The following is a 13,069-nucleotide window of genomic DNA, read 5'->3' on the forward strand; positions in this document are numbered from 1 at the left end:
TTTTTTATTAAAAAGAGTAAATACTGATTACTGCCAACTGCATACTGAAGACTTTTCTACCCTTCAAAACCTTCTCCATCTCCATAATTTCCACGTTGTTCTCGTTTCTTTTTCTGGTTAAATCTGTAAGTAAAAGAAAGGTTAAAACTACGTTCTCTCCATTGGAATTCGCTTTCGGCATCAAAGGTTGGAGTAGTCGTTTCTTGTATTCTTTTTCTACTATTAAATAAATCGTTAACATTAAAAGCGATAGATGCTTTTTCCTTAAATAAATCTTTACTAAAAGCCATTGTTGTACTAAAAACACCTTGTCTTGTATTTTGTGCATCTGCACTTGGACCTCTATAACTTAAATTGGTTTGCCAGTCTATATTTGCTGGTAAGGTGAACTTATTACTTACACGAGCAAACCAACTGTTGTTAGTATTGTCTAAAGATAAACCGTTTGGTGTTGTTCCTTTTGTTTCATTTTGAAAGAAATTAAAATTACCATTTACACGCCATTTTCTTGACGGATTATATGTTAAAGTAAACTCAAAACCATAACGATTTTCGGTAGCTAAATTAATAGGTGTACGTTTTATAATAGATAACTCTTCACCATTTACATTTGCTGTTTCTCCAGTGTCGAAACTAATGTAGCTAAAGGCATTTGTTGCATGAGAATAATAAGTAGAAGTGTTAAACGTAAATTTTCCAAAACGTTTTAAATACCCTAAATCTATCTGTCCAGAGTAACTAGGGTCTAAATCTGGATTGCCTTGAAAAAAGTTGGTAACACTATTTCTAGAAGGAAACGGATTTAAAAAATAACCTCTTGGTCTTCTTAAACGTCTTGCATAACCTAAAGTAAGGTTTTCTTTTTCGTTAAATTCGTAACTTAAGTTTACTGTAGGAAATAAACCTGTAAAGTTTTTTTTGTTTAATTCTCCAGTTGTAGGTTGATCTATGGTAATTCTTGTATTCTCTAAACGTAACCCTAGTAAAAACGAAAATTTATTAAACTTACTACCATATTGCGTGTAAACTGCATTTACGTGTTGTTGAAAGTTTAACACGTTTGTTAGTCCTAGATGTTTTACAAATTGGTTAGTGTTTATGTCAAGTGTATCAACTTTAAAATCTGTTGTTGTATCATCAAAATTACCTCTATAACCAGCTTCAAATTGACTATTTTCTCCAATTGGCAAAACGTAGTCTGTTTGTAATAATATTTGACTTTGACCTTCTAAAGTAGCAACATTTTCTACAGCTAGATTATTTACCGAAATTAGAGAGTTTTCATTCTCTTGGCTGTCTTCATATTGAAAATCGAAAGTTAGCTTATGTCCACTGTCTTCATAATTTTTCTGAAAATTTAAAGCATATTGTACTGTTTTATCATCTTCGGTTTCTGGATCTAAACGCGTAGTTGTAGATAATAGGTTTCTGCTGCTATCATATTGTTTTAGAATATTTGTATTCAAATCATTATCATTACTATCTCTATACAAAATAGACGTTGTTAAAGAAGCCGAATCGTCCACATACCATTCTACACCAAGGTTAGTAGTTAAACCTTTTCGTTGTCTATCGTACGTGTTACTTTCATCTAAATAGTTACCACTAGATTTATAAAGAGTAGAAGAAGACGAATTTCCTGGAGCTTCTCTATAACTATAACCAGTAGTATTAAAAATATTGACGTTTCCTGTTCTATAGTTTATGTTTCCATTAATTCCTGCTGAAGGATTATAACCAGCATTTGCAGTAATAGCTCCATTTAAGCCTTGTAATTTACTACGACGTAAAATAATGTTTATTATGCCTCCTGTTCCTTCTGCATCATATCTTGCTGAAGGTGATGTAATAACTTCAACCTTCTCAATAGATTCAGCAGGAAGTTGACGCAAAGCATCTGTAGAGTTTAATCCAACTAAACCAGATGGTTTTCCGTTAATTAAAATACGTACATTATCGTTTCCGCGTAGCGCAACATTTCCTTCAACATCTACAGAAACAGAAGGTACATTGTCTAAAACATCACTAACGGTTCCTCCTCTAACAGTTAAGTCTTTACCAACATTATAGATTTTTTTATCGAGTTTAATCTCAACGGTAGTTTTTTCTGCAATAAGTTCTACTTCTTCTAAAGTAGTAGCATCTTCTTTAAGATATATCGTTCCGAAGTCGAAATTTTTATTAATTACCTTATTACTAATGGTAGTTTTTTCGAAGCTAATAAACTCGAAAGACACATTGTAAGTTCCAGTATTAACAGTGAAGTTAAATTCTCCTTTTTCGTTAGCTGTGCCACCAGTTATTATTTTGCCATCTGTATTAGAAATTACAACAGTAGCCCATTCTAAAGGTATGTTGGTATCTTGTTCTAGAATTTTTCCGGTAACGGAAACTTCTTTTTGAGCAGAAGCAAAAAAGGATAGAAAAACGGTTAAAATGGTGGTGATTATTACTTTGTGCATTTCTTGTGGTTTAGTAAATAAGATTGTAAAAATAGCCTAAGGTTTAGTTGTGTTTGGTTAAAGGTTTGTTAAATAAAAAAGCCTTGTAATTTACAAGGCTTAATTTTTATTAAATAATATCTAAAATAAGTTCTGGAGGTCTACCTATAACAGCTTTATTGCCATTAATTACAATTGGCCTTTCAATAAGTTTTGGGTGTTCAATCATTGCATTTACAATAGCGTCGTTGGTAAGGTCTTTACCTTTAAAATTAGACTTCCAAATTGCTTCGTTTTTTCTTACCAAATCTATAGGCTTAATATTAAGCATCTCAATAAGCTTAATTAGCTCTTTTTTAGTTGGCACATTTTCTAAATACTTAATGACCTCAAAGTCTTTACCAGATTTTTCTAAAACCTCTAATCCGCAACGCGATTTACTGCAACGGTTATTATGGTATATTTTAATCATATTTAACTTTTAGTATTATAATTGATTAGATTCTGATGTTTGTTGTCCCATCATCATTAAATAGGCCTTTAAAAACGGTGTAATATCACCATCCATAACGGCATCAACGTTTCCGGTTTCGTGTCCAGATCTAACATCTTTAACTAGTTTGTATGGATGCATGACATAGTTTCTAATTTGGCTTCCCCATTCAATTTTCATTTTCCCAGCTTCAATATCTTGACGCTGCGCTAATTGCTTTTGTAACTCAATCTCATATAACTGAGATTTTAACATTTGCATGGCACGCGATCTGTTATCGTGTTGCGAACGTGTTTCACTACAAGAAATCTGTATTCCAGAAGGTTTGTGTGTTAATTGTACTTTAGTTTCTACTTTATTTACATTTTGTCCACCAGCACCACTAGAACGTGCAGTTACAATTTCTATATCTGCAGGATTTATTTCAATTTCTATAGAGTCGTCAACCAATGGATATACATAAACAGAAGCAAAACTAGTATGTCGTTTCGCATTACTATCGAACGGAGAAATACGTACTAATCTATGCACACCATTTTCTCCTTTAAGCCAACCAAAAGCAAAATCGCCTTCAATCTCTACAGTAACCGTCTTAATTCCAGCAACATCACCAGCTTGGAAGTTAAGTTCTTTAACTTTAAATCCATTTTTTTCGGCATACATTAAATACATACGCATAAGCATTTCTGCCCAATCGCAACTCTCGGTACCACCAGCTCCAGCTGTAATTTGAAGTACAGCACTTAGGCTGTCACCTTCTTCAGAAAGCATATTTTTAAACTCTAAATCTTCAATTAAAGTTAGCGCTTTTTCAAAACGGTTTTCAACATCTTTAGCAGTAGCCTCATCTTCTTTAAAGAATTCGTAAATAACTTCCAAATCTTCAATAAGTGTATTAGCAGCATTATAATCTTCAACCCATCTTTTCTTTACACGAAGAGATTTCATTATAATTTCTGCAGCTTTAGAGTCGTTCCAGAAATCGGGAGAAAAGGTTTGTTCCTCTTCATTGCTAATTTCTATAAGTTTAGCATCTATGTCAAAGATATTGCCTTAACTTAGTCAGGCGTTGTGAGAGATCCTTAATTTGATCTTGAGTTATCATAATATATATGTTTAAAACAAAAATAGAATTTATGGGATGATAAATAAATTATTACACACTTATTTTATAGTTTTATGCTGAAAAATATTAGATATGAATTATGCCTCAATAAAAAATGTTTCAAATTGAAATATATAATAACAAATTCCATCTGAAAATTATAAATAATAAAAGAATACAAATGAAAATTGATTTAAGAAGCGATACTGTTACAAAACCATCTAAAGGCATGCTAAATGCAATGATGAACGCAAAAGTTGGAGATGATGTATATAAGGAAGATGAAACCGTTAATGAACTTGAAGCTAGAGTTGCTAAACTATTTGGGAAATCTCATGCTATGTTCTTTCCTAGCGGAACCATGGCAAACCAAACAGCAATAAAACTACATACCAATCCTGGAGATCAAGTAATTTGCGATAAATATGCACATATATATAATTACGAAGGAGGAGGAGCGTCCTTTAATAGTGGAGTGTCTTGTAAACTTCTAGATGGAGAAAGAGGCATGTTTACTGCACAACAAGTTGAAGAGGCTATAAATCCACCAGATTTTTACCATAGCCCATTAACAACATTAGTAGAAATAGAGAATACAACTAATAAAGGAGGAGGAGCGTGTTGGGATTTTAATGAATTAAAAAAAATTAAAAAAGTATGCACTGCTAATAACTTAGGATTTCATTTAGATGGAGCAAGACTCTGGAATGCTCTAGTTGTAAAGGAAGAAACAGCTAAAGACTATGGTGAATTATTCGATACTATTTCTGTTTGTTTTAGTAAAGGATTAGGTTGCCCAATTGGGTCCATATTAATAGGAGACGAATATTTAATGAAAAACGCCATAAGAATTAGAAAAATTCTTGGTGGAGGTATGCGACAAGTTGGTTTTTTAGCAGCTGCTGCATTGTATGCTTTAGAACACAATATGGAAGCTTTAATAGAAGACCATAAAAAAGCAAAAGAAATAGCGTCTGTTTTAAAAAAAGCATCTTATGTAGATAAGGTTGAGACAGTAGAAACCAATATTGTAATATTTACATTAAATAATGAATTTGGAGAAGAAGTGTTTTTACAGTTGCTAAAAAATAAGAATATACATATAAGTAACATGGGACAAGGTAAACTAAGAATTGTTACGCATTTAGACTATACAAATAAAATGCATAAAGTTTTTTTAAATGAATTAATAGGGTTGTAAATTGAAAAAAGGCATTAACGTAAACCATTGATTATTAGAGTTGAAAAACGTTAACTAAATGTTAAACGGAGTTTTTCAACACTTCATCGAATTGTTATAGAAATATAATAATTATTTGAATTAATAATTTGTTTGCAATTATTTTTACCCGAAATTAGAGAAAGGCTGAATACTTATTTAGCCTATTTAACATTAAAAATAACCATTTAAAATTATTAAAAAAATGAAAAAAGCATTACTAACAATCTTATCTTTTGTTATCTGTACAGTGGCAATCGCACAAGATTTACCTACAAATCCTGAACCAGGAAAATGTTACGTACGTTGTGTAACACCAGATGTATGGGTAAATCAAGATGTGACTATTCAAGTTGCACCAGCTTACAAAAAATTAAAAGTAGTACCTGCACAGTACAGAACAGAGAACGAAGAAGTTGTTGTTCAGTCTGCTGGTCAAGAATTATCAGTTGTGCCTGCACAGTACGAAACACAAACTTTCGAGGTTACTGTTCAAGGACCTGCTCAAAGACTTGAGAAAGTAGCTGGATCTACAGATTCTACTACTGAGGAAATGATTATCCAACCAGGATATCAAGAATTAGCAGTAGTACCTGCACAGTACGAAACTCAATCTTTTGATGTTACTACATCTGAAGGAGGACAAACTTTATCTGTTGTACCTGCAAAACTAGGAACAGAAATGTTTGAAGTTGTTGTTACTGAGGCTAGTCAGCGTTTAGAAGTTGTGCCTGCTCAATACGAGACAAGAACAGAAACTGTTATTGTACAACAAGCTTACCAAAAACTACAAACAGTACCTGCTCAATACGAGACAAGAACAGAAACTGTAGTTGTTACTGCTGCTGGTCAGCGTATGGAAGTTATACCTGCAAAATGGGGAACTGAAAGTGTAGAGATTGTTGTTCAACCAGCATCTTCTAGATTAGAAATTATTCCTGCTCAATATGGTAGCGAAACTGAAACTGTTGTAGTACAAAATGCTAGCCAACGTTTAGAAGTTATACCTGCAAAATGGGGAACTGAAACTTTATCTTATAAGAAAAGAGAATTTGGAAATACTTTAAAAGTAGTTCCTGCTAGTTTTTCTACAGATTACCAAGTTATTGAAACTAAGCCAGCTACTGCTAAATGGGGAATGAGTGATACTCCTGCTGCAGATTGTCAGTCTAGTGATCCTAACGATTGTAGATACTGGTGTTATAAAAATGTACCAGCTCAAAACATTACAGTTAATACTACTACTTTATCTAATGATGCGTCTGTAGTTACAACTCCTGGTTGTGATAATGGAAGTTCAAATTCAGCAGATTGTGGTATGGGAACTTATACAAGAAGAGTTGTGCAAACTCCAGCAACTACAAGAGTAATTGATATTCCTGCTGTAACTAAAGAAGTTAAGCGTACTGTAATGACTCAGCCTGCTACTACAAGAACTATAGCTATTCCTGCTGTAACTAAAACTATCAAGAAGACAGTATTAGTTTCTCCTGCAACTACAAGAGTTATTGATATTCCTCAAGTTACTAAAGAGGTTACTAGACAAGTAATGGTAACTCCTCCAACTACAAGAGCTATCGATGTTCCTGCTGTAACTAAAGAAGTTAAGCGTACTGTAATGGTAACACCTCCAACTACAAGAGTTATTGCTATTCCTGCAGTTACTAAAACAATGAAGCGTACTACATTAGTAACGCCTGCTACAACAAGAGTAACAGAAATTCCAGCTACTACTAAAACGTTAAAGCGTACTGTTATGGCAACACCTCCTACAACAAGAGCTATCGATATTCCTTCTAAGTCAACTACAATTAGAAAAACTGTTGTTACTCCAGAATCTACAAGATCTATAGATATTCCTGCTGTAACTAAAACTATGAAGCGTACAGTAATGAGTACTCCTCCTACAACTAGAGTAATTGATATAGCGCAAAAGACTTCGTCTTTAAAGAGAACGATATTAGCTAGTGATGCTAGAGTAGAAGAAGTTACTATTCCTGCTGTTAATAAAACAGTTACTAAAGAAGTTTTACAAACAAAAGGTGGTTTAACTACTTGGAAAGAAGTTGATTGTAAAATCGTTGAGTATAACGATCTTAACATAAACTGGTTATTAGGTTCTGCAACTTTAACTCCTGCTGCTAAAGCTGAGATTAATGCTAAATTATTACCAGTATTACAAAACGGAGTTTCTGTAGAGATTGCATCTCACACAGATTCTAGAGGTTCTGCTTCATCTAACAGATCTTTATCTGAAAGAAGAGCACAAGCTGTAACTAACTACTTAATCTCTAAAGGAATCAATTCTTCAAGAATTGTTTCTAATGGATATGGTGAGTCTAGATTAGCTAACAGATGTTCTGATGGTGTTTCTTGTACAGAAAGAGAACACTTAGCAAATAGAAGAACTCAATTTAGAGTTATCAATGCTAACTAAGATGTAATTCTTATTTCATTTATATAAAAAAAGAAGCCTTCGGGCTTCTTTTTTTTGTTATATACTTAAAAGCCTATAACTTGGTGTAGTTAGATATATACTTTTTGGTATTATAGAAGTATTTACTTTAATGCCCTTAAATAGCATACTCTAATATTCGTAATTGTATTTATAAAATAAAGCCTCATTCAATATTTATATTGAGTGAGGCTTTATTAATAATAGTATTATTTAATGCTTAAACTATTTATTTAAACATATCCATTCCTGGAATACTAGGCATACCGTCTTTTGCTACCGCAGCTAATTCTGCTTCATTAATTTGAGAGGCCTTTTCGATCGCTTTGTTTAGAGTTAGTATTAAATAATCTTCTAATTGCTCTTTATCTTCTAATAAAGAATCTTCTATTGTAATAGCTTTTATTGTTCTATTTGCAGTTAAGGTTACTTTTAATAAACCGTCGTTGCTTTCTTCATCTACTAAAACAGTGTTTAATCTTATTTTAGTGTCCTCTACTTTTTGTTGAGTTTCTTTAAGTTTACCCATCATTCCTGCTAAATCTCCAAACATAATTTTATTTTGTATTAATGTAGCTGCAAATTTATAAAATTCAATAGTTAATAACCAATATAATATCTATTGAAAAATCCAACACTTTTATTAGCTTTAAGTTTTACTTTTGTTGCATGTTAAATCTTTTATTAATGATGTAACATAATCTTGTAATCAAAATCAAAACATGTCAGAATCTACAATAGTAATCAATCCTCCAATTGCAAAAAAAATAGCGAAGTCTCTAGAGAAACATAACGATATACGTATCGATAATTATTTCTGGATGAACGATAGAGAAGATCAAAATGTTATAGATCATCTTAATGCAGAAAACACTTATACTAAATCTGTTTTAAAGCATACAGAAACATTTCAAAAAGACCTTTTTGAGGAAATGAAAGGTAGAATAAAAGAGGATGATAGTTCTGTGCCATACAAACTAAATGGATATTGGTACGTTACTAAATTCGAAAAAGGAAAAGACTATCCTATTTATACAAGAAAAAAAGAAACTTTAGAAGCACCAGAAGAAATTATTTTCGATTGTAACGAAATGGCTAAAGATCATGCTTATTTTAAGTTAGGAGGAGTGTCAATAAGTCCCGATAATACAATGGCTAGTTTTGCCTTAGATACAGTGAGTAGAAGACAATACACGCTTCAAATTAAGAGTTTAAAGACAGGTGAAGTTTTTCCAGATAAAATAGAAAATACAACTGGGAGTTCTACTTGGGCAAACGATAATAAAACATTGTTTTATACCAAGAAAGATGAAGTAACCTTGCGTTCAGACAAAATATACAAACATAAATTATATACCGAAGCATCAAAAGATATTTTGATCTTTAATGAGACAGATGATACATTTAATTCATTTGTGTATAAAACAAAATCTAAAAAGTATATCGTTATTGGATCTTCGAGTACATTAACTTCAGAATATCGCATTTTAAAAGCAGATACACCTGATGGTGAATTTAAAGTATTTCAAGAAAGAGAACGCGAATTAGAATACTCAATCGCACATTATAAGGATAGTTTCTATATTATTACGAATAAGGATGATGCCACTAATTTTAAGCTTCAAAAAACATCTGAAATCAATACCGCAAAGGAAAATTGGAATGATGTGCTACCACATAGAAAAGAAGTTCTACTAGAAGATATAGAAATCTTTAAAGATTATCTTGTAGTAAGTGAACGTGAAAACGGGCTAAATAAAATAAGAATTATTAGCTGGAATGGTGAAGAAGATTATCATTTAGCATTCGATAACGAAACCTATACCGCTGGTTTAGGTAACAACCCGGATTTTAATAGTAACGAATTGCGTTATGGATATAACTCATTAACAACACCAAGTTCTGTAATAGATTACAATTTTAAAACAAAGGCTAAAACGGTAAAGAAAGAACAAGAAGTTTTAGGAGGTGAGTTTAATAAAAATAATTATGAATCTAAGCGTATTTGGGCAACAGCTCGTGATGGTGTAAAAGTACCAATGTCTATAGTTTATAAAAAAGGAATAGAATTAAACGGTAAAAATCCTGTTTTACAATATTCTTATGGCTCTTACGGTTCAACAATAGATCCATATTTTTCTACCATTAGATTAAGTCTATTAGATAGAGGCTTTATTTATGTAATCTCACATATAAGAGGAGGAGAGTATTTAGGCAGAGAATGGTACGAAAATGGTAAATTACTTACTAAAATGAACACTTTTACAGATTTCATAGATTGTTCTAATTTTTTAATAGAAGAAAATTATACATCTCCACAGCATTTATATGCTATGGGAGGAAGTGCAGGTGGCTTATTAATGGGAACTATAATTAACTTAAATCCAGAGTTATATAATGGCGTAATTGCCGCAGTACCTTTTGTAGATGTTGTAACGACAATGCTAGACGATACTATACCATTAACAACGGGAGAGTACGATGAATGGGGAAACCCAAATGATAAAAAATACTATGATTATATGAAATCGTACTCACCTTACGATAATGTGACGCCTAAAAATTATCCAAACATTTTAGTTACAACAGGTTTACACGATTCTCAAGTACAATATTTCGAACCAGCAAAATGGGTAGCAAAATTAAGAGAATTGAAAACAGACACTAACAAATTATTGTTTTATGTAGACATGGAAGCTGGACATGGTGGAGCATCAGGGCGTTTTGAAAGTTTAAAAGAAGTAGCATTAGAATATGCGTTTTTACTTGATTTAGAAGGAATTAACTGTTAAAAAAAAAAGTCTTATTTTTGCAAGGTTTTAAGTTGCATTTCTAACTAAAAGTAACTGATCAAATATTGTTTATGACACACGACAAACAGGTTTTTGATAATGTATTGGACTTAATTGGCAATACACCAATGATAAAACTAAAAAAAATGACTTCGGAATTTAAAGGAAATTTTTTAGCTAAGGTTGAAGCTTTCAATCCAGGACATTCTTCAAAAGACAGAATAGCACTATACATTATTGAACAAGCAGAAAAGCAAGGTATATTAAAGCCTGGTGACACTATTATTGAGACTACTTCTGGTAATACAGGGTTTAGTATTGCAATGGTAAGTGTTATTAAAGGTTACGATTGTATTCTTGCAGTAAGCTCAAAATCTTCAGCAGATAAAATAGATATGCTAAAGAATATGGGAGCCAAGGTTTATGTTTGCCCAGCAAATGTTAGCGCAGACGATCCAAGGTCTTACTACCAAGTAGCAAAACGTTTACACGATGAAATGAAAGGTTCAGTTTATATAAACCAATATTTCAATCAGTTAAATATAGATGCACATTATGCTTCAACTGGACCAGAAATTTGGAATCAAACTGGAGGTAAAATAACACATTTAGTAGCTTGTAGTGGTACTGGAGGAACTATTTCGGGTACTGCTAAGTATTTAAAGGAACAAAATCCAAATATTAAAGTTATTGGTGTTGATGCTTTTGGTTCTGTATTAAAAAAATATCATGAAACTAGAGAGTTCGATGATAAAGAAATTTATCCATATCGTATTGAAGGTTTAGGTAAAAATTTAATTCCAACAGCAACAGATTTTGACGCTATTGATAAGTTTGTAAAAGTTACAGACGAAGAAAGTGCACATACAGCAAGAGAAATAGCAAAAACCGAAGGCCTTTTTGTAGGCTATACTTCTGGAGCAGCAATGCAAGCTATAAAACAACTAAGTGCATCTGGTGAGTTTAAAGATTCAGATAATATAGTTGTTATTTTTCCAGATCATGGATCACGCTATATGAGTAAGATTTATAGCGATAAATGGATGAGAGAACAAGGCTTTTTTGATAGCGTAAATGCGGAAGCAGCACAAAGTATTCAATTCATAAAATAAAAGTGATTTTATAATAAATATCGAAGCTGATACTAGTAAAATGGTGTCAGTTTTTTTTATGTTGTTAATTGAGTGTGAAAATATTATGCAAAAAACGTAGAATTGCTTAATTTTGTAAATTCTAAACTAACAAAGTACAGATGAAAGATTTATTCGCAAAAATATATAAAGATAAAGGACCATTAGGAAAATGGGCTGAGCAAGCTGAAGGTTATTTTGTTTTTCCAAAGCTGGAAGGACAAATATCTAACCGAATGAAATTCCAAGGTAAAGATGTTATTACATGGAGTATTAACGATTACTTAGGTTTAGCAAATCATCCAGAAGTGCGTAAGGTTGATGCTGAAGCAGGAGCTGCATATGGTTCGGCTTACCCAATGGGAGCTAGAATGATGTCTGGTCATACGGAGTTACACGAACAACTTCAAAATGAATTAGCAGCCTTTGTTAACAAAGAAGCTTCATATTTATTAAATTTTGGATACCAAGGTATGGTATCTACTGTAGATGCTTTAGTAGCTAAAGACGATGTTATTGTTTACGATGTAGATGCACATGCATGTATTATTGATGGTGTGAGATTACACCACGGTAAACGCTTTACTTACAAGCACAACGATATTGAAAGTTTAGAAAAAAACTTAGAGCGTGCTACAAAAATGGCAGAAACAACTGGAGGAGGAATTTTAGTAATTTCTGAAGGTGTTTTTGGTATGCGTGGAGAACAAGGACGTTTAAAAGAAATTGTTGCTCTTAAGAAAAAATATAACTTTAGATTTTTTGTTGATGATGCTCACGGTTTTGGTACACTTGGTAAAACAGGTGCTGGAGCAGGAGAAGAGCAAGGAGTTCAAGATGATATAGACGTTTATTTTGCAACTTTCGCAAAATCTATGGCTAGTACTGGAGCTTTTATTGCTGCAGATAAAGAAATTATAGACTATTTAAAGTATAACTTGCGTTCTCAAATGTTTGCAAAATCTTTGCAAATGCAATTGGTAGTAGGTGCTTTAAAGCGTTTAGATATGTTACGTACAATGCCTGAGTTAAAAGAAAACTTATGGAAAATTGTAGATGCATTACAATCAGGACTAAAAGAAAGAGGATTCGATATTGGTACAACACAAAGTTGTGTTACACCAGTTTACTTGAAAGGAAGTATTCCTGAAGCTATGGCTTTAGTAAGAGATTTACGTGAGAATTACGGTATTTTCTGTTCTATTGTAGTATATCCAGTAATACCAAAAGGATTAATATTATTACGTATGATTCCTACAGCAACACATACAATTCAAGATGTAAATGAAACATTAGATGCTTTTGATGCTATTAGAACACGTTTAGAAAATGGAACTTATAAAAGAATGTCTGCTGCTTTAATAAAAGCAATGGGAGAATAATTTCTATTTCAACCTATTATAAAAAAAATCCAATTCGTAAGAATTGGATTTT

General features: G+C 32.3%; 9 protein-coding genes. 5 read left to right on the forward strand and 4 right to left on the reverse strand.

The features are described from left to right. Nucleotides 1-56 precede the first annotated feature (56 nt). The 3 genes from CW733_RS03745 to prfB form a co-directional block, all read right to left on the reverse strand. Nucleotides 57-2,462, reverse strand: a complete 2,406-nt coding sequence (locus tag CW733_RS03745) for an outer membrane beta-barrel family protein (RefSeq protein ID WP_100995834.1) — start codon at nt 2,460-2,462, stop codon at nt 57-59. A gap of 109 nt (nt 2,463-2,571) precedes the next feature. Continuing rightward, the gene (arsC, locus tag CW733_RS03750; protein WP_100995836.1) at nt 2,572-2,913 is read right to left on the reverse strand and encodes an arsenate reductase (glutaredoxin); all 342 of its coding nucleotides are present in this window, start codon (nt 2,911-2,913) and stop codon (nt 2,572-2,574) included. Between the two features lie 15 nt (nt 2,914-2,928). After that, nucleotides 2,929-4,039 (reverse strand): peptide chain release factor 2 gene (prfB, locus tag CW733_RS03755; RefSeq protein ID WP_157811533.1). Its coding sequence is split into 2 segments (ribosomal slippage): nt 2,929-3,975 and nt 3,977-4,039, totalling 1,110 coding nucleotides; the frame shifts between segments, so codons are not numbered across the junction. A 181-nt stretch (nt 4,040-4,220) separates the two neighbouring features. Between prfB and CW733_RS03760 the strand changes: the two genes are divergently transcribed. Next, the gene (locus tag CW733_RS03760; RefSeq protein WP_100998647.1) at nt 4,221-5,240 is read left to right on the forward strand and encodes a low specificity L-threonine aldolase; all 1,020 of its coding nucleotides are present in this window, start codon (nt 4,221-4,223) and stop codon (nt 5,238-5,240) included. A gap of 223 nt (nt 5,241-5,463) precedes the next feature. After that, on the forward strand, nt 5,464-7,695 hold the full coding sequence (locus CW733_RS03765; RefSeq protein WP_100995840.1) for an OmpA family protein: 2,232 nt from the start codon (nt 5,464-5,466) through the stop codon (nt 7,693-7,695). A gap of 247 nt (nt 7,696-7,942) precedes the next feature. On the opposite strand, the gene CW733_RS03770 is transcribed toward CW733_RS03765, so the two are convergent. Next, nucleotides 7,943-8,266 carry a YbaB/EbfC family nucleoid-associated protein gene (locus tag CW733_RS03770; protein ID WP_100995842.1) on the reverse strand — a complete coding sequence of 108 codons (324 nt, stop codon included), beginning with the start codon at nt 8,264-8,266 and terminating at the stop codon, nt 7,943-7,945. Between the two features lie 169 nt (nt 8,267-8,435). Here CW733_RS03770 and CW733_RS03775 point away from each other — a divergent pair, with 169 nt between their 5' ends. The 3 genes from CW733_RS03775 (at nt 8,436) to CW733_RS03785 (ending at nt 13,017) form a co-directional block, all read left to right on the forward strand. Beyond that, nucleotides 8,436-10,505, forward strand: coding sequence for a S9 family peptidase (locus tag CW733_RS03775; protein WP_100995844.1), 2,070 nt, complete (start codon nt 8,436-8,438; stop codon nt 10,503-10,505). A gap of 71 nt (nt 10,506-10,576) precedes the next feature. Further along, the gene (locus tag CW733_RS03780) at nt 10,577-11,617 is read left to right on the forward strand and encodes a PLP-dependent cysteine synthase family protein (RefSeq protein WP_100995846.1); all 1,041 of its coding nucleotides are present in this window, start codon (nt 10,577-10,579) and stop codon (nt 11,615-11,617) included. Nucleotides 11,618-11,757: 140 nt separating this feature from the next. Then, nucleotides 11,758-13,017 carry an aminotransferase class I/II-fold pyridoxal phosphate-dependent enzyme gene (locus CW733_RS03785; protein WP_100995849.1) on the forward strand — a complete coding sequence of 420 codons (1,260 nt, stop codon included), beginning with the start codon at nt 11,758-11,760 and terminating at the stop codon, nt 13,015-13,017. Nucleotides 13,018-13,069: the final 52 nt, after the last annotated feature.

The sequence above is a fragment of the Lacinutrix sp. Bg11-31 genome, assembly GCF_002831665.1.
Lineage (GTDB): Bacteria > Bacteroidota > Bacteroidia > Flavobacteriales > Flavobacteriaceae > Lacinutrix.

Bases quoted from the DNA above. Each gene is read 5' to 3' on its own strand.
- CW733_RS03775 (WP_100995844.1), top strand. From the start codon at position 8,436: ATGTCAGAATCTACAATAGTAATCAATCCTCCAATTGCAAAAAAAATA.
- CW733_RS03780 (WP_100995846.1), top strand. From the start codon at position 10,577: ATGACACACGACAAACAGGTTTTTGATAATGTATTGGACTTAATTGGC.
- arsC (WP_100995836.1), bottom strand. From the start codon at position 2,913: ATGATTAAAATATACCATAATAACCGTTGCAGTAAATCGCGTTGCGGA.
- CW733_RS03760 (WP_100998647.1), top strand. From the start codon at position 4,221: ATGAAAATTGATTTAAGAAGCGATACTGTTACAAAACCATCTAAAGGC.
- CW733_RS03770 (WP_100995842.1), bottom strand. From the start codon at position 8,266: ATGTTTGGAGATTTAGCAGGAATGATGGGTAAACTTAAAGAAACTCAA.
- CW733_RS03745 (WP_100995834.1), bottom strand. From the start codon at position 2,462: ATGCACAAAGTAATAATCACCACCATTTTAACCGTTTTTCTATCCTTT.
- CW733_RS03765 (WP_100995840.1), top strand. From the start codon at position 5,464: ATGAAAAAAGCATTACTAACAATCTTATCTTTTGTTATCTGTACAGTG.
- CW733_RS03785 (WP_100995849.1), top strand. From the start codon at position 11,758: ATGAAAGATTTATTCGCAAAAATATATAAAGATAAAGGACCATTAGGA.